At 75.9% G+C, this 16,534-nt stretch carries 16 protein-coding genes; 11 read left to right on the top strand and 5 right to left on the bottom strand.

Features of this window, described 5'->3' with window-relative positions:
- The coding region (locus V9U69_RS18595) for a YsnF/AvaK domain-containing protein (protein ID WP_337063358.1) at window positions 1-403 on the top strand (403 nt) is incomplete at its 5' end.
- 60 nt (window positions 404-463) lie between these two features.
- On the opposite strand, the gene sepH is transcribed toward V9U69_RS18595, so the two are convergent.
- Complete coding sequence (sepH, locus tag V9U69_RS18590; protein ID WP_337063356.1) at window positions 464-1,852, bottom strand: septation protein SepH; 1,389 nt, start codon at window positions 1,850-1,852, stop codon at window positions 464-466.
- A gap of 244 nt (window positions 1,853-2,096) precedes the next feature.
- Between sepH and V9U69_RS18585 the strand changes: the two genes are divergently transcribed.
- Together V9U69_RS18585 and V9U69_RS18580 are read left to right on the top strand one after the other, a co-directional pair.
- Window positions 2,097-3,212, top strand: a complete 1,116-nt coding sequence (locus tag V9U69_RS18585) for a ferrochelatase (protein WP_337063355.1) — start codon at window positions 2,097-2,099, stop codon at window positions 3,210-3,212.
- A complete protein-coding gene (locus tag V9U69_RS18580; protein ID WP_337063353.1) occupies window positions 3,209-4,081 on the top strand; it encodes an inositol monophosphatase family protein in 873 nt (290 codons plus the stop codon). The genes V9U69_RS18585 and V9U69_RS18580 overlap by 4 nt, the downstream gene beginning before the upstream one ends.
- A gap of 122 nt (window positions 4,082-4,203) precedes the next feature.
- Here the strand turns inward: V9U69_RS18580 and V9U69_RS18575 are convergent, their stop codons facing one another.
- Window positions 4,204-4,590, bottom strand: a complete 387-nt coding sequence (locus V9U69_RS18575) for a hypothetical protein (RefSeq protein WP_337063352.1) — start codon at window positions 4,588-4,590, stop codon at window positions 4,204-4,206.
- A gap of 368 nt (window positions 4,591-4,958) precedes the next feature.
- On the opposite strand from V9U69_RS18575, the gene V9U69_RS18570 reads away from it, so the two are divergent.
- Window positions 4,959-5,258, top strand: coding sequence for a DUF4193 domain-containing protein (locus V9U69_RS18570; RefSeq protein WP_242129776.1), 300 nt, complete (start codon window positions 4,959-4,961; stop codon window positions 5,256-5,258).
- A gap of 13 nt (window positions 5,259-5,271) precedes the next feature.
- On the opposite strand, the gene V9U69_RS18565 is transcribed toward V9U69_RS18570, so the two are convergent.
- Window positions 5,272-5,760, bottom strand: a complete 489-nt coding sequence (locus V9U69_RS18565; RefSeq protein WP_337063349.1) for a DUF3093 domain-containing protein — start codon at window positions 5,758-5,760, stop codon at window positions 5,272-5,274.
- Window positions 5,761-5,896: 136 nt separating this feature from the next.
- Between V9U69_RS18565 and dut the strand changes: the two genes are divergently transcribed.
- From dut to V9U69_RS18545, 4 genes are all read left to right on the top strand, one after another.
- Complete coding sequence (dut, locus tag V9U69_RS18560; RefSeq protein ID WP_442907828.1) at window positions 5,897-6,391, top strand: dUTP diphosphatase; 495 nt, start codon at window positions 5,897-5,899, stop codon at window positions 6,389-6,391.
- The gene (locus V9U69_RS18555; protein WP_337063346.1) at window positions 6,388-7,251 is read left to right on the top strand and encodes a DUF3710 domain-containing protein; all 864 of its coding nucleotides are present in this window, start codon (window positions 6,388-6,390) and stop codon (window positions 7,249-7,251) included. The genes dut and V9U69_RS18555 overlap by 4 nt, the downstream gene beginning before the upstream one ends.
- 78 nt (window positions 7,252-7,329) lie before the next feature.
- On the top strand, window positions 7,330-7,722 hold the full coding sequence (locus tag V9U69_RS18550; RefSeq protein ID WP_337063345.1) for an OB-fold nucleic acid binding domain-containing protein: 393 nt from the start codon (window positions 7,330-7,332) through the stop codon (window positions 7,720-7,722).
- Window positions 7,719-8,489: a DUF3159 domain-containing protein gene (locus tag V9U69_RS18545; RefSeq protein WP_337063344.1), complete on the top strand. Its 771-nt coding sequence runs from the start codon at window positions 7,719-7,721 to the stop codon at window positions 8,487-8,489. Before V9U69_RS18550 ends, V9U69_RS18545 begins: the two co-directional genes overlap by 4 nt.
- An 18-nt stretch (window positions 8,490-8,507) precedes the next feature.
- Here V9U69_RS18545 and V9U69_RS18540 read toward each other — a convergent pair whose 3' ends face one another.
- The gene (locus V9U69_RS18540; protein WP_337063343.1) at window positions 8,508-9,167 is read right to left on the bottom strand and encodes a potassium channel family protein; all 660 of its coding nucleotides are present in this window, start codon (window positions 9,165-9,167) and stop codon (window positions 8,508-8,510) included.
- Entirely contained in the window at window positions 9,167-9,832 is a 666-nt protein-coding gene (locus tag V9U69_RS18535) for a potassium channel family protein (protein ID WP_442907827.1), read from the bottom strand. Before V9U69_RS18535 ends, V9U69_RS18540 begins: the two co-directional genes overlap by 1 nt.
- Window positions 9,833-10,028: 196 nt before the next feature.
- Here V9U69_RS18535 and V9U69_RS18530 point away from each other — a divergent pair, with 196 nt between their 5' ends.
- The 3 genes from V9U69_RS18530 to V9U69_RS18520 all read left to right on the top strand — a co-directional run bounded on the left by V9U69_RS18530 (window position 10,029) and on the right by V9U69_RS18520 (window position 16,520).
- The gene (locus tag V9U69_RS18530; RefSeq protein ID WP_337063341.1) at window positions 10,029-12,119 is read left to right on the top strand and encodes an APC family permease; all 2,091 of its coding nucleotides are present in this window, start codon (window positions 10,029-10,031) and stop codon (window positions 12,117-12,119) included.
- A complete protein-coding gene (locus V9U69_RS18525; RefSeq protein WP_337063340.1) occupies window positions 12,116-13,492 on the top strand; it encodes a class I SAM-dependent RNA methyltransferase in 1,377 nt (458 codons plus the stop codon). The genes V9U69_RS18530 and V9U69_RS18525 overlap by 4 nt, the downstream gene beginning before the upstream one ends.
- A gap of 172 nt (window positions 13,493-13,664) precedes the next feature.
- Window positions 13,665-16,520: an aconitate hydratase gene (locus tag V9U69_RS18520; protein WP_337063339.1), complete on the top strand. Its 2,856-nt coding sequence runs from the start codon at window positions 13,665-13,667 to the stop codon at window positions 16,518-16,520.
- Window positions 16,521-16,534: the final 14 nt, after the last annotated feature.

The raw sequence follows: 16,534 nt of genomic DNA, 5'->3' as shown, positions 1-16,534 counted from the left end.
CGAGGAGCACGCCGAGGTCCTCCGCTCGGCCGAGGAACTGCGCACCCGGACCGTTCGCGCACCGCGCGAACGTGTCCGGATCCGCAAGCAGATCGTCTCCGAGGTCCGCACCGTCGAGGTCCCGGTCCGCGTCGAGCGGCTCGTCGTCGAGCACGAGCCGCTGGACGGGGCCGCAGCGGGCCCGGCGGGGGAGAACCCCACCGGCCCCGCCTCCGCGGAGCCCCTGGAGATCGTCCTCCACGAGGAGGTGCCGGTCGTCTCCCTGCGCGTGCAACCCGTCGAGGTGGTGCGCGTGGGGGTGCGGACGGTGCAGGACGAGGAGGTCGTGGAGGTCGACCTGCGCAGTGAGCAGGTCGTCGTGGAGCAGGAGGCCGTGGAGCGGGGCGGACGCCCCGTTCCGTGAGCCGGTACGACCAGACCCCCGGGCGGTTCACCGCCCGGGGGTCTCGTCGTGCCCGGGGCCTCAGTCCTTCTTGGCGCCGAACATGATCTCGTCCCAGCTGGGGACGCTGGAGCGCTTGCCGCCGGTGCCGCCGCCCTGGGCGCGACGGGCGGAGCGGTTGCGCCGCCGGGGAGCGGGCCGCTCCCCGGACGTCGTCGTGCCGTCCTGCTGCCCGCCGGACCCGGCCTGCGCTGCTCCGTCCGCGCGAGGCGCGCCCGGCGCCTCGGGGACGTCCGGGGTCGTCGCCCCCTCGGCAGTGCCCTGCGCCGCCTCCCGCTCCGGGTCCTGCTCCGCCGCGGCGTCGTCCCCGGAGAGGGGCTCGAGGCCCTCCGGGTCCCGCAGCGCGGTGGCCTCGCGCGGTGCACGGGCCTGACCGGGCGGTGCCTCGTCGGCGGTGACCTCCTCGACCCGCGGGTGCTCGGCGGGGCCCTGCCCGGCGGGTGCGCGCTCGGCGGGCGCCGTCGCGACCTCGGCGGCCGCGTCGTCCGGGCCGTGCTCCTGCGCCCCGGGCTCCGGGGAGGCCGGGCGCGGGGGCGGCAGCACCGTGCGGTCCTCGCGCTCGTGCGGCGCGGACGCCGGCGGGTGCGCGGGCGGGGGGTCCGCCAGCAGGGCGTCGACCCGCGGGGCGGGCTCCGCCTCGGCCGCGGGAGCGGGTTCCCCGCGCACCCCGCGCTGGGCGTCCAGGGCGTCCAGCAGACCGGCGGCCAGGTCCCCGGGAGCCGGGCGCTGCCCGCGGCCGGTGCGCACCCCGCCGTCGGCCTCCACGTCGTACACCCGCTCCGGCCCGCGCGCGGCCTCGCCGGCCACGCTCACCAGGCGGCGGGCGGGCAGCGGCCCGGCCTCGGCCGGCTCCTCCTCGCTCAGCCAGCGGGCCTCGTCGTCGGTGGCCGTCAGCGCTCGCGAGCCGGGGTCGAAGGACCAGCGCGCCACGCGCCCGCGGCCACCGGCGACGAACTCCACCTGCACGGTCCAGTCGCCGTCCTCCTGCCGCCAGGCGTCCCAGCGCGTCCCCTCGAGGTCGACCGCGCGGGCGCTCAGGCGGCTCACCACCAGCTCGTCCAGCGTGCCGTTGCCCCCGGAGCGGCCGTAGGCGGTGCCGCGGGCCAGGCCGACCACGTGGGCCCGCTCGGCGAGCACCGGACCCTCGTAGCGGCGCACCCGGTCCAGGGGCAGTCCACCGGACTCGGCGATCTCCTCGGCGGACTCGCCGGCGCGGATGCGCGCCTGGATGTCCCGGGGACGCAGCTGCGACTCCAGCTGGATCTGCAGCTGGCCGAGCCGGGCCCGGTCGCGGCGCACCGCCGCGCGCAGCGCCTCGTCCACCCGCAGCCGGTAACGCGCTCCATCGGCGCCGGCGAGCACCACGTGCTCGCCGTCGTCGTGGACCCCGACGAGCCTCAGGTCCTGCATGAGGGCGTCCTCCAGCGGTGTCGTCTGCGGCGGCGCGGCCGGACTGGCCGGGCCGGCGCGGCTCCCGGTCGGGCCGAGCGCTGCACGCACTCTGCCACCTGCGTGCCGTGCCGTTCACCCGGCGCCGCCCACGGATCCGCGGGGACCCTCCACCTCAGGTCGAGGCTCAGGGGTGGCCGGCCGTGCTCGCCCGGGCACCGCACCCCCGTCGGGCACGCCGCCGCGCAGCGGTGAGAATGGGCCCGTGAGCGCTGCGACGACCTCCGCGCGTCCCTACGACGCCGTCCTCCTGCTGTCCTTCGGTGGCCCGGAGGGCCCCGACGACGTGATGCCGTTCCTCGAGAACGTCACGCGGGGGCGGGGCATCCCGCGAGAGCGGCTCGAGGCCGTCGCCGAGCACTACCTGCACTTCGGCGGCAAGAGCCCCATCAACGACCAGAACCGCGCCCTGCTGGCGCAGCTGCGCACCGAGCTGGACGCCCGCGGCCTGGCGGACCTGCCGCTGCTGTGGGGCAACCGCAACTGGGAGCCGTACGCCACCGACGTGGTGCGCGAGGCCCACGAGGCCGGCGCCCGCCGCTTCCTGGTGGTCTTCACCAGCGCCTACTCGTCCTACTCCAGCTGCCGGCAGTACCGCGAGGACCTGGCCCGCACGGCGCAGGCGCTGGCGGAGGAGGGCCGGCAGGTCGAGTTCGACAAGGTCCGCCACTACTTCAACCACCCCGCCTTCACCGAGGTCAACGCCCGCGCCGTGGCGCGCGCGCTCGACGAGGTGCCGGACGGCTCCCGCGTGGTCTTCGTCACCCACTCGATTCCGGACGCCATGAACGACGTCTCCGGCCCCGACGGCGGCGCCTACGTGCGCCAGCACCTCGACGTGGCCGCGGAGGTCGCCCGCCGCGTGGGCGCCGGGCGCGGCGGCGACGTGCCGTGGGACCTGGCGTACTGCTCGCGCTCCGGGCCGCCCAGCCAGCCCTGGCTGGAGCCGGACGTCAACGACCACCTGCGCGCGCTGCGCGAGCAGGGCGTGCCCGGGGTGGTCGTGGCCCCCGTCGGCTTCGTCAGCGACCACATGGAGGTCAAGTTCGACCTCGACACCGAGGCCGCGGAGACCGCCGCCGAGATCGGGCTGCCGTTCGCGCGCGCTGCCACGGTCGGCGCGGACGCGACGTTCGTCGCGGGTCTGGTGGACCTTCTCCAGGAGCGGGTCGCGCAGGCCCGCGGGGAGCGCCCCGAGCAGCCGGCCGCGGGGACCCTGGGTCCCTCCCACACCGTCTGCCCCGTCGGCTGCTGCCGCAACCTGCGCACCGAGCTGCCCGCCGCGACGGGCGAGGACTACCTCGCCCCGGCGCCGGCGTGAGCGGCGCGGGCGAGGGCGACGCGGCTCCGGACGGCGTGCCGGGCGCCCGGCAGCTGGCCGAGCTGCGGCGCGTGGCCGTCGAGGCCGCCGCCGCGGCCGGTGAGCTCGTGCGCACCGGCCGCCCCGACCGGGTGGAGGTGGCGGCCACGAAGTCCACCCCCACCGACGTCGTCACCGCCATGGACCACGCCTCCGAGCAGCTGCTGCGCGAGGTGCTGGGCCGCTCGCGCCCGGACGACGGGGTGCTGGGCGAGGAGGGCGGGCACCGGCCCGGCACCTCCGGGCTGACCTGGGTGGTCGACCCCGTGGACGGCACCGTCAACTACCTGTACGGGCTGCGCGCGTACGCCGTCAGCGTCGCCTGCGTGCTCGACCCCTCGCGCGGCGCGGAGCGGCCCGACCCGGCCACCTGGACGGTGCTGGCGGGGTGCGTGCACGACCCCACGACCGGGGAGTCGTGGAGCGCGGCCCTCGGCCTGGGGGCGAGCCTGCGCGACGGCGAGCGCGAGCGGGCGCTGCCCGGACCGGCGGACGTGGCGCTGGACCGCGCCCTGGTGGGCACCGGCTTCGGCTACGACCCGGTGCGGCGCGCCGAGCAGGCCGCGGTGCTGGCCCGCCTGCTGCCGCGCGTGCGGGACGTGCGGCGCGTCGGCAGCGCGGCGCTGGACCTGTGCTGGGTGGGAGCCGGGCGGCTGGACGCCTACTACGAGCGCGGGCTGAAGCCCTGGGACCTGGCCGCCGGTGCCCTCGTGGCGTCCGAGGCGGGTGCGCGGGTCACCGGCTTCGACGGCGGTCCCGCCGGCTCGGCGGGCGTGCTGGTGGCCGCGGACGGCCTGCACGAGGCGCTGCGGGCCGAGCTGGCCGGCTGAGCCACCGCGGTGCGCCGCCGCGGTGGCTCAGCCGGGGTGAGCGACCGCGTCCGCCCGTGGGCGGACGCCGCGAGGCCCCCGTCCCGGCCTGGGACGGGGGCCTCGCGGCGTCCGGGGTCCGCTCAGGTGGCCGGGCAGGCGGCGCCGCGCTGGGCGGGCAGCGTCAGGTCGACCGCGGCGGGCCGCTCGGCGGCCTGCGGCTCCGGCTGCTGGGCGGCCGACGGCTCGGCCTGCTGCGCGGCGAGGTAGGCGACGGTGTCGGGCAGGGCGACGTCGTGGGCGGCGGCCAGGTCGACGAGCCCCTCCAGCTCGCCCAGGTGGGCGGCGGCGAGCTCCTCCTCACCGGCCGCGGTGGCGGAGTCGATCGTGGCGCGCGTCTGCTGGACGCGCTCGGACAGCTCCGCCACGAAGGCGGGCGCGGTGCGGGCGGTGTCGCCGTGGGGCACGGTCGTCGCCTCGCTCGCGCACGGTTCCTGCACGGGCTCCTGCGCGGGCTGCTGCACGGGCACGGCACCTCCTCGAGAGCTTCGGGCGCCCCGGCGCCCGGTCGGCGCCGGGGCGCCGCGGTCCGCCGGTCGGCGGGGACGGCGGCACACTACGGGCCGTCGGAGCCCGTTCCAACTCCCGCTGCGCTCCTGTGGACGGCCCACGGCCCGTCGGGTGGCCCGGGTGGCCCACTCCCGACTGCCCTGCGTGGCGTGTCGCGACGCGCCGTGAGGAGCCCCGGTTCGTGGGGCGCGCCAGGGTAGGTCATGATGCGTGCTCGCCTCGCCGAACGGGGCACCGGCGCGCAGGGCCCGGGGGGCGGGCATCATTCGGGCCCGCGCCGCGTTGAGCGGGCCGCAGGACGACGGATTCACGGAGTGAGGCAGGGGTCATGGCCACCGACTACGACGCACCGCGCAAGAACGACGACGAGCTGAACGAGGACTCCATCGAGGAGCTGAAGGCCCGTCGCACGGACAAGAGCTCCGGTGCCGTCGACGAGGACGAGACGGAGGCCGCGGAGGGGTTCGAGCTGCCCGGTGCGGACCTGTCCAACGAGGAGCTGTCGGTGCGGGTCCTCCCGCGCCAGCAGGACGAGTTCACGTGCACCAGCTGCTTCCTGGTGGTGCACCGCAGCCAGCTGCACGACACCGGCGACGGCCGCGTGGTGTGCAACGACTGCGCCGCCTGAGCGGCCACCGCCCTCAGCGGCCGCGGGCGATCGCGTCCGCGAGCCGCTGGGGGTGACGGGTGGAGACCACCCAGTAGGGGGTCGGGTCGGCCGGGTCGTCCAGGTGGACGCGCACGGCCGTCGGCACCCAGGAGCGGATCGCCAGGTGGGCGCGGGCGTCCAGCTCGGGGCCCAGCGCGGCTCGGCGCTGCTCGGCGGGCACGACGTCGACGCCGCGCACCACGTGCAGCGGGAGCCGGGCGCGGCCGGCGCGCAGGTGCCCGTCGGCGACCTCCACGGTGGAGGCCATGCTCAGCAGCACCACCACCGCGAGCGCCGCGCCGAGCGCCGCCCCCGCGGCCGCACCGACCGGCCCGAGGATCGGCAGGGCGATCAGGGCGCCGCCCGCCACCGCCGGCAGCCAGGCCAGCCAGGTCGTCGGCGCCGGCCACCAGCGCTCGTGCCACGCCGCCGTGCCGGCACCCGCACCGGCGGTGGAGCGGGGAACGGGGGTGCTGCTCACCGCGTCAGCTTCTCACGCGCCGCACCACCCCCGCGCAGCCCCGGCGCCACCCCGGCGCCGCCCCGGCGCGGTGCCGGGACGGCCGGTAGGGTCGGCGCCCGTGAGCAACGCCGACGCCGTCGAGCCCGGAGCCGCCCTGGAGGTGGCGACCGTCCTGGCCGACCCCGCCGCGCTGCCGGGGTACGCGCACCCCGGTGACGCGGGCGCCGACCTGACGACCCGCGTCGACGTCGTGATCGGCCCGGGCGAGCGCGTCACCGTCCCCACGGGCGTGTCGATCGCGCTGCCGGAGGGGTACGCGGCGTTCGTCGTGCCCCGTTCCGGCCTGGCGGCGCGGCGCGGGCTGACCACGCTGAACGCTCCCGGCACCGTCGACGCCGGGTACCGCGGGGAGATCCGCGTCACCCTGCACAACACCGACCTGCGCGAGGCCGTGGAGCTGCGGGCCGGCGACCGGGTGGCGCAGCTCGTCGTCCAGCGCGTGGAGCGGGTCCGCTTCGTGCCCGTCGCCAGCCTGCCGGTGTCCGCGCGGGGCGAGGGCGGGCACGGCTCGACGGGCGGTTCGCAGGCGCTGACGGGGGCACCCCGGCCGACAGACCAGAGCACCAGCACCGGAGAGGGACGACCGTGAGCCTGTTCCGCCGCAAGCGAGCGAAGGACACCGAGGGCACGACCGAGGCCACCGCCGAGGTCGTTCCCGAGGGCACCTCCGACGGCACCGCCGAGAGCGCTCCCGGGGGCCCCGCGCGGGGCGCCGCGCCCGAGGCCGTGGAGGACGCGCCCGCCGCTCCGGAGGAACGGGGCGCGGCCCCGGCGACCTCCGTGGCAGCGGACCGCTCGAACGGCCCCTTCGACTCCTCCGAGGTTCCGGCGGAGGACGGGCGCCTGCCGCTGGGCGGGCTGCGCCTGGCCGGTCGCGAGGGCATGGAGCTCCGCTTCGAGGTGGAGGAGGCCAGCAAGCGCGTCATCGCCGTCACGGTGGGCCTGGCCGGCTCCGCCGCGCAGCTGCAGGTGTTCGCCGCGCCCCGCACCAGCGGGGTGTGGGACGAGATCCGCGCGGAGATCGCCGCCGCGGTCGCCGCCCAGGGCGGCGCCTCCGAGGAGCGCACCGGCCCCTTCGGCTCCGAGCTGCTGTGCCGGCTGCCGGTGCGCACGGAGGACGGGCGCACCGCGCACCAGCCGACCCGCTTCGTCGGCGTCGACGGTCCCCGCTGGTTCCTGCGGGCCGTCTTCTCCGGCCCGGCGGCGCACGACCCGCAGGCCGCGCAGGCGCTGGAGGGCGTCGTCCGCGACGTCGTGGTGGTGCGCGGCACCGAGGCGATGGCTCCCCGCGAGCTGATCCCGCTGGCGCTGCCGCCGCAGGGCCGGCCCCAGGGCGCACCCGCGGGACAGGAGCAGGGACAGGGGCAGGAGCAGGGGGAGCGGCCGGAGGGCGGCCGCGAGGACCTGAAGCCGTTCGAGCGCGGCCCGGAGATCACCGAGGTCCGCTGAGCCGTTCGCGGTGCCGCCCGGCTCGCCCGCGCGGGTGACCGGGCCACCGCCGGGCCGGGAGGGTCCTACGCTGTGCACGTGTCGAAGTCGTCGGTGCTGAGCACGCCCCTGTGGCGTCGCGCGCTTCAGCGGTTCACCGCATCCGAGTCGGACCTCGTGGCCGAGGAGGCCCAGCAGGACGCCGTGCGCCACGGCGGGACGCCGTGCGGGGCCATCCCCAGCCGCACGCGCGCCTGCGTGTGCGGCACGCTGCGCTCGGTGACCCTGCGCCCGCGCGGCGGCGTGCCCGCCCTGGAGGCGGAGCTGTTCGACGGCTCCGGGTCCGTGTCGCTGGTGTGGCTGGGGCGGCGGCGCATCGCCGGCGTCGAGCCGGGCCGGCGCCTGCGGGCCCGCGGCCTGATCGCCGACGACGACGGTCACCGCGTGATCTTCAACCCCGGGTACGACCTGCTCTGCCCCGAGGGCGCGTGACGCCCTCGCCGGAGCCGCCCGGTGCGCTCGGCGGGGCGGCCGGTGGCTCCGGCGGCGCCGCCGGGGACGCCGCCCCCACCACGGTCGAGGAGGTGGTGCGCCGGCGGCTGTCCGCCGCGCTCGGCGGGTGGCGGGGGCTGCTGGACTCGGCGGCCCCGGCGCTGGCCTTCCTGATCGGCTGGCTCCTCACCTCCGACGTGCTGGTCTCCGTGGGCGCCTCCGTGGCCGTGCTGCTGGTGGCCCTGGTCGTGCGGGTCGCGCGCCGCGAGACCGTGCAGCACGCGGTCGGCGGCATCCTCGCCACCGCCGTCGCCGCGTTCATCGCCTCGCGCACCGGCCGCGCCGCGGACGTGTTCCTGCCGGGCATCCTGCTCAACGCGGCCCTCGCGGTCGTCTTCGCCGTCTCCATGGCGGCGCGCTGGCCGGTGGTGGGGTTCGTCGTGGGCGCCGTCACCGAGGACCCCACGGGGTGGCGGCGCGACCGCGGCGTCGTCGCGCTGTGCCAGAAGCTCACCGGCCTGCTCCTGGCCGGCTACGTGGTGCGCGTGGCGGTGCAGCTGCCCCTGTACCTGGCGGACCGCGCCAGCGGGGGCGAGTGGACGACGGAGCTGGCCGTCAGCAAGCTCGTGCTGGGCTGGCCCCTGCTCGTGCTGGGCGTGGTGGTCGCCGGCGCGCTGCTGCTGCGCGGGCGCACGCCCCTGCAGCCGGAGGAACCGGAGCCCGGCACGGCCCCGGAGCACCCCCGGGAGCGCACCCGGCGCACCTGAGGGCTCCCGGACCGGTGCTCAGCGCGCGCCGAGCAGCGCGCTGAGCTCCGCCTCGACCTCGGGGACGCTGAGGAACATCAGGTGGTCGCCGGCCTCGAGGACGTCGTCGGGCGTGGGCGGGATGGGCCGGTCCCCGCGCACGATGGCCACGAGCACCGCGTCCGCCGGCAGCGGCAGCTGCCCGACGGTGCGGCCCACGGCGGGGCTGGCGGTGTCCAGGGTGTACTCGGCCATCGAGGTCCTGCCCTGCTGGAAGGTGAACAGGCGCACGAGCTCGCCGACGCTGACGGCCTCCTCGACGAGCGCCGTCATCAGCCGCGGCGTGGACACCGCGACGTCCACGCCCCACGCCTCGTCGAAGAGCCACTCGTTCTTGGGGTTGTTCACCCGCGCCACGGTGCGCGGCACCCCGTACTCGGTCTTGGCCAGCAGGGAGACGACGAGGTTGGCCTTGTCGTCGCCGGTGGCGGCGACCACGACGTCGCAGTCGGTCAGCTCCGCCTCGTCGAGGCTGGAGATCTCGCAGGCGTCGGCGAGCAGCCACTGCGCGTCGGGCACGCTGGTGATCTTCATGGCGGCCGGGGAGCGGTCCACCAGCAGCACGCGGTGCGAGTTGGCCAGCAGCTCGCGCGCGATGGAGCGCCCCACGATCCCGGCGCCGGCGATGACGACGCGCATCAGGCCCCCCCTCCCGGCGCGGCCGCGAGCACGGCGGCGGCCGCGGCGGTGCGCTCCTCGGCGACGACGACGTGCACCAGGTCGCCCTCCTGGTGGACGGTGCCCCTCGCCGGCACCATCCCCTGCCCGAGCCGGGTGACGTACGCCACCCGCACGCCGGCGGCGGCCTCCAGCACGTGCAGGGGCTTGCCCACCCACGCCTCGTGCACCGGTACCTCGACGAGGGCCACGCGGCCGCTGGCGTCGCGGAACTCGCTGAGGGTGCCCTCGGGCACCAGCCGGCGCAGGACCTGGTCGGCGGTCCAGCGCACGGTGGCGATGGTGGGGATGCCCAGGCGCTGGTAGACCTCGGCGCGCCCCGGGTCGTAGATGCGCGCCACGACGGTCTCCACGCCGAACTTCTCCCGCGCCACGCGCGCGGCGAGGATGTTGGAGTTGTCGCCGGAGGAGACCGCGGCGAAGGCGCCGGCCTGGTGGATGCCGGCCTCCACGAGGGTGTCGTGGTCGAAGCCGACGCCGGTGACGCGCTGGCCGGTGAAGGAGGTGCCCAGCCGGCGGAAGGCGTCGGTGTCCTGGTCGACGACGGCGACGCTGTGCCCGCGCTGCTCCACGGTCAGCGCCAGGGTGGAGCCGACACGCCCACACCCCATGATCACGAAGTGCACGACCCCTCCGGTGCGTCCTGTGCGGCCGGGAGCGCCGGCGTGGCCGGCGGGTCCTCCCGGGCGGCGACGCTACCGCCTCGCCGGCGCGCCCGCCGCCGTGGCCGTCCGCGCAGGCGGCTGCGCCCGCGCGGCCGGTCGCCCGGGCGGCCCCGCGGCGTGCCGCCGCAGCGGTGGCGCGGCCGTAGCATCGGTGGACGTGCCCTCTGTGACGGACGCGGTCAAGCGCGTGCTCGTCGGCCGGCCGTTCCGCAGCGAGCGACTGTCCGAGACCCTCCTGCGCAAGCGCGTCGCGCTCCCGGTGTTCGCCTCGGACGCCCTCAGCTCGGTCGCCTACGCCCCCGACGAGATCTTCCTGACCCTGTCCATCGCGGGGATCGCCGCCTACGCGGTCTCCCCGTGGGTGGGCGCGGCCGTGGTCGTGGTCATGCTCGTGGTGGTCGCCTCGTACCGGCAGAACGTGCACGCCTACCCCTCCGGCGGCGGCGACTACGAGGTCGCCACGGTGAACCTGGGCCCCAGCGCGGGCCTGACGGTGGGCAGCGCCCTGCTCGTGGACTACGTCCTGACGGTGGCGGTGTCGATCTCCTCCGGCGCGCAGTACGCGGCCACCGCGATCCCCGCGCTGCGCGGGCACGAGGCCCTCTTCGCCTCCGCCCTGGTGCTGGTGCTGATGACCGTGAACCTGCGCGGGGTCCGCGAGAGCGGCACCGCGTTCGCGATCCCCACGTACGTCTTCATGTTCTCCATCCTCGGCATGGCGCTGTACGGCTTCGGCCGGTACCTGTTCGGCGACCTGCCGATGGCGGAGAGCTCCCGCTACGAGCTGACGGCCGAGCACGACATCTCCGGCGGCCTCACCAGCCTGGCGGGGGCCTTCCTGATCCTGCGGGCGTTCTCCTCCGGCGCCGCCGCCCTGACGGGTGTGGAGGCCATCAGCAACGGCGTGCCGGCCTTCCGCGAGCCCAGGAGCCGCAACGCGGCCACGACGCTGCTGCTGCTGGGCACCATCAGCGTCACCATGCTCGTCAGCACGATCGCGCTGGCGAACCTCACCCACGTGCGCTTCGCGGAGGACCCCTCGGTCCAGCTGCTCGAGGACGGCGTGCCGGTCGGCGAGGACTTCGTGCAGGACCCGATCATCGGCCAGCTCGCCGCGACGGTCTTCGACCACTTCCCGGTCGCCTTCTACGTCGTCACCGCCGCCACCGGCGTCATCCTCGTGCTGGCGGCCAACACCGCCTTCAACGGCTTCCCGGTGCTGGCCTCGATCCTGGCGCGCGACGGCTACCTGCCCAAGCAGCTGCACGCGCGCGGCGACCGCCTGGCCTTCTCCAACGGCATCATCGCCCTGGCCGGCGCCGCGATCGTGCTGATCCTGGCGTTCGACGCGCAGGTCACCCGGCTCATCCAGCTGTACGTGGTGGGCGTGTTCGTGTCCTTCACGATGAGCCAGACCGGCATGGTGCGGCACTGGACGCGGCACCTGCGCACCGAGCGGGACCCCGCGGCGCGCGCGCGGATGAAGCGCTCGCGGGTCATCAACTCCGTCGGCCTGGCCCTGACCGGGCTGGTGCTCGTCATCGTGCTGCTGACGAAGTTCACGCAGGGCGCGTGGTTGGCGATCCTGGCGATGGTGGTGCTCTTCGCGAACATGAAGCTCATCCGCCGGCACTACACCTCGGTGGCGCGCGAGCTGGAGATCGCCGAGGGCGCGGCGGTGAAGGCGCTGCCCACCGGTGTGCGCGGCGTCGTGCTGGTCTCCAAGCTGCACAAGCCGACGCTGCGGGCCCTGGCGTACGCGCGCGCCGCGCGCCTCACCGACCTGCAGGCGGTCACCGTCTCGGTGGACCCGGAGGAGACCGCCGCGCTGCAGGCGCGCTGGGACGCGCTCGGCCTGCCGATCCCGCTGACGGTGCTCGACTCGCCGTACCGGGAGATCACCAAGCCGGTGCTCGAGCACGTCAAGGCGCTGCGCGCGCGCCACCCGCGCGACCTGGTGACCGTCTACGTGCCCGAGTACGTCGTGGGCCACTGGTGGGAGACCCTGCTGCACAACCAGTCCGCGCTGCGCCTGAGGGCGCGGCTGCGCTACACCCCGGGGGTGATGGTGGCGAGCGTCCCGTGGCAGCTGACCAGCTCGGAGGGGATGGAGGACCGCGTGGAGCGCTCCGCGCCGGGCGTGGTGCGCCGCGGCACGTTCGGGCCGACCCCGACGCGCCCGGACTCCGGCTCGCCCACCGCGACCACCCCGCCGGCCGCCGGCGGCGAGCGCGAGGAGGCCCGGTGAGCCGCCCGGCCCGCGCCGCGGCGCCCGGCGCCCGCCGCGACCGGCGCACCCGGTCCTCCGGGGCGAGGGGCGCGGACCGCACCGGCACCGAGTTCGAGGTGGAGGTCGGCCCCGTGGCCCACGGCGGGCACTGCGTGGCCCGCCACGAGGGCCGCGTCGTCTTCGTCCGCCACGCCCTGCCGGGGGAGCGGGTGCTGGCGCGCGTGACCGAGGGCTCCGACGGCTCGCGCTTCTGGCGCGCCGACGCGGTGCGGGTGCTGCGCGCCGACCCCGACCGCGTCGAGCCGCCCTGCCCGGTGGCGAAGCCGGGGCTGTGCGGCGGCTGCGACCTGCAGCACGCCACCCTGCCGCGCCAGCGGGCGCTGAAGGCGCAGGTGGTGGCCGAGCAGCTGCACCGGCTGGCGGGACTGGAGGTGCAGGTGGACGTGGAGGAGGTGCCGCTGCCCCCGGGCGCGCCGGCACCGGAGCACCCCGGCCTGCGCTGGCGCACCCGCACGCAGTTCGCCGTCGACGCCGAGGGGCGCACCGGGCTGCGCGGGCACCGCTCGCACGAGGTGGTGCCGCTGGCGGACTGCCCGATCTCCACGCCCGCCGTCGCCGGCAGCGGGGTGCTGGGGCAGCGCTTCGGGAACGTGGCGACGGTCGAGGTGGCGGCCGGCTCCGACGGCGGCGACCCGCTGGTCGTGGTGACGCCCAGCGAGGGCGCCCGCGCGCACCTGCCGAAGCTGCCCGGCGCCTCGGTCGCGGTGCGCACCCCCGAGGGGCTGCACCGCGTCAGCGGCCGCACCCGGGTCGGCGAGCGGGTGCTCGTGCACGGGGAGGAGCTGTCCTTCCGGGTCAGCGGCGCGGGCTTCTGGCAGGTCCACGCCGGTGCCGGCACGGTGCTGACGGAGGCCGTGCTGGACGCGCTCGCACCCCGGGCGGGGGAGCGGGCCCTGGACCTGTACGCGGGGGCCGGGCTGTTCACCGCGGTGCTGGCGCGCGCGGTGGGCGAGGAGGGCTCCGTGCTGGCCGTGGAGGGCGAGGCGCGCGCGGTGCGCGACGCGCGGCGCTCGCTGCACGACGCCCCGCAGGTGGAGCTGTGGGAGGGGCGCGTGGAGGAGGCGCTGGCCGACCCGGAGCTGGAGGGCGCAGGCGTGGACGTGGTGGTCCTGGACCCGCCGCGCTCGGGCGCGGGCCGGGAGGCGGTCGAGGCGATCGCGCGGCTGCGCCCGCGGGCGGTGGCGTACGTGGCGTGCGACCCGGCGGCGCTGGCGCGGGACGTGGCGTCCTTCGCGCAGCGCGGCTACGTCCTGGACGGGCTGCGGGCGTTCGACCTGTTCCCGATGACGCACCACGTGGAGTGCGTGGCGCGGCTGGTCCCGGCGCGCTGAGCGCGGGCGGCCCCGGCGCACCGGGGCCGTCCGGTGGTATCTTGACGTCGAGATAAATGGTCGGCGAACACGGTGGGGCGCCGCTCCGGGCCCACCCGGGCGGTGGCAGCATCGGACCCGACGCGCACGACCCGCGACGACGGCGAAGCGGACGACGAGTGAGGAGCTCACGGTGAGCAGCCAGAACAGCTTCGAAGCGAAGGCTACCCTAACAGTCGGCGGGACCGACTACACGATCTTCCGCCTCGCGGCGGTCGAGGGGGCCGAGAAGCTGCCCTTCAGCCTCAAGGTCCTCCTGGAGAACCTGCTGCGCACCGAGGACGGCGCCAACATCACGGCCGACCACGTCCGCGCCCTGGCCGGCTGGGACCCCGGCGCCGAGCCGGACACCGAGATCCAGTTCACCCCGGCCCGCGTCCTCATGCAGGACTTCACCGGCGTGCCCTGCATCGTCGACCTCGCCACGATGCGCGAGGCCGTCGCCGAGCTCGGCGGCGACCCCACCAGGATCAACCCGCTCTCGCCGGCCGAGATGGTCATCGACCACTCCGTCATCATCGACGTCTTCGGCCGTCCCGACGCCTTCGAGCAGAACGTCGACCTGGAGTACCAGCGCAACCGCGAGCGCTACCAGTTCCTGCGCTGGGGCCAGACCGCGTTCGACGACTTCCGGGTCGTCCCGCCGGGCACCGGCATCGTGCACCAGGTCAACATCGAGCACCTGGCGCGCGTGGTCTTCCCCCGCGAGGTGGGCGGCGAGCTGCAGGCCTACCCCGACACCCTCGTCGGCACCGACTCGCACACCACGATGGTCAACGGCCTGGGCGTGCTGGGCTGGGGCGTCGGCGGCATCGAGGCCGAGGCCGCCATGCTCGGCCAGCCGGTGTCGATGCTCATCCCGCGCGTGGTGGGCTTCAAGCTCTCCGGTTCCATCCCGGCCGGTGCCACCGCCACCGACGTCGTGCTGACGATCACCGAGATGCTGCGCAAGCACGGCGTGGTGGGCAAGTTCGTGGAGTTCTACGGCGAGGGCGTCGGTGCGGTGCCGCTGGCCAACCGCGCCACCATCGGCAACATGAGCCCCGAGTTCGGCTCCACCGCGGCGATCTTCCCGATCGACGACGTCACCCTGGACTACCTGCGCCTGACCGGCCGCAGCGACGAGCAGGTCGCCCTCGTCGAGGCGTACACCAAGGAGCAGGGCCTCTGGCACGACCCCTCCCGCGAGGCGGAGTACTCCGAGTACCTCGAGCTGGACCTGTCCACCGTGGTGCCCAGCATCGCCGGCCCCAAGCGCCCGCAGGACCGCATCGTGCTGACCGAGGCCAAGGGCGCGTTCCGCGCGGCGCTGGCCGACTACGTCACCGCCGACGTCACCGGCGCGGACGAGCGCGAGCCGGGCGTGCCGCAGAACACCCAGCCGTACGGCGTCGTCGGTGCCGCCGACGAGGCCTCCGCGGAGTCCTTCCCCGCCAGCGACCCGCCCGCCACCGGCGGCGGCGACGCCGAGGACGCGCCGGAGCCGGTGCACGCGCCCGTCACGGGGCGTCCCTCCAGGCGCGTGGCCGTCACCATGGCCGACGGCACGCGGACCGAGATCGACCACGGCGCCGTCGCGATCGCCTCGATCACCTCCTGCACCAACACCTCCAACCCCTCCGTCATGGTGGCCGCGGCCCTGCTGGCGAAGAACGCGGTGGAGCGGGGCCTGACCCGCAAGCCGTGGGTGAAGACCTCCCTGGCGCCCGGCTCCAAGGTCGTCACCGACTACTACGAGAAGTCCGGTCTCACCCCGTACCTGGAGAAGCTCGGCTTCCACCTCGTCGGGTACGGCTGCGCCACCTGCATCGGCAACTCCGGCCCGCTGCCGGAGGAGATCTCCGCGGCGATCCAGGAGAACGACCTCGCGGTGACCGCCGTCCTGTCCGGCAACCGCAACTTCGAGGGCCGGATCAACCCGGACGTGAAGATGAACTACCTCGCGTCCCCGCCGCTGGTCATCGCCTACGCGATCGCCGGCACCATGGACTGGGACGTCGAGAACGACCCGATCGGTCAGGACGAGGCGGGGAACGACGTGTTCCTGCGCGAGATCTGGCCCGACGCCGCCGAGGTCGAGCGGGTCATCGGCGAGGCCATCAGCAAGGACATGTTCGTCAAGGACTACGCGGACGTGTTCGCCGGCGACGAGCGCTGGCAGGGCCTGCCCACCCCGGAGGGCGACACCTTCGCCTGGGACGCGGAGTCCACCTACGTGCGCAAGCCCCCGTACTTCGAGGGCATGCAGGCCGAGCCGTCCCCGGTGACCGACATCTCCGGCGCGCGCGTCCTCGCGCTGCTGGGCGACTCGGTGACCACCGACCACATCTCGCCCGCCGGGTCCATCAAGCCCGACAGCCCGGCCGGTACGTACCTGTCCGAGCACGGGGTGGAGCGCAAGGACTTCAACTCCTACGGCTCGCGCCGCGGCAACCACGAGGTGATGATCCGCGGCACCTTCGCCAACATCCGGCTGAAGAACCTGCTGCTGGACGGCGTCTCGGGCGGTTTCACCCGCGACTTCACCCGCGGCGGCGAGCAGACCACCATCTACGACGCCGCGCAGCACTACGCCGAGCAGGGCACCCCGCTCGTCGTGCTGGGTGGCAAGGAGTACGGCTCCGGGTCCTCGCGCGACTGGGCGGCGAAGGGCACCGCGCTGCTGGGCGTGCGCGCCGTCATCACCGAGAGCTTCGAGCGCATCCACCGCTCGAACCTCATCGGCATGGGCGTCGTGCCGCTGCAGTTCCCCGCGGGCGAGAGCGCCGGCTCCCTCGGCCTGGACGGCACCGAGACGTTCGACATCGCCGGCCTGACCGAGCTCAACTCCGGGACCACCCCGCGCACCGTGAAGGTGACGGCGACGAAGGAGGACGGCTCCACCGTGGAGTTCGACGCGGTCGTGCGCATCGACACCCCCGGCGAGGCGGACTACTTCCGCAACGGCGGCATCCTGCAGTACGTGCTGCGTTCGCTGGTCGACGCCTGACGGGCGCCTGACGG

Source organism: Kineococcus sp. G2 (assembly GCF_037154035.1).
GTDB lineage: Bacteria > Actinomycetota > Actinomycetes > Actinomycetales > Kineococcaceae > Kineococcus.
The sequence above is the reverse complement of the archived record's forward strand: the minus strand, read 5'-3'. Positions and strand labels throughout refer to the sequence as shown.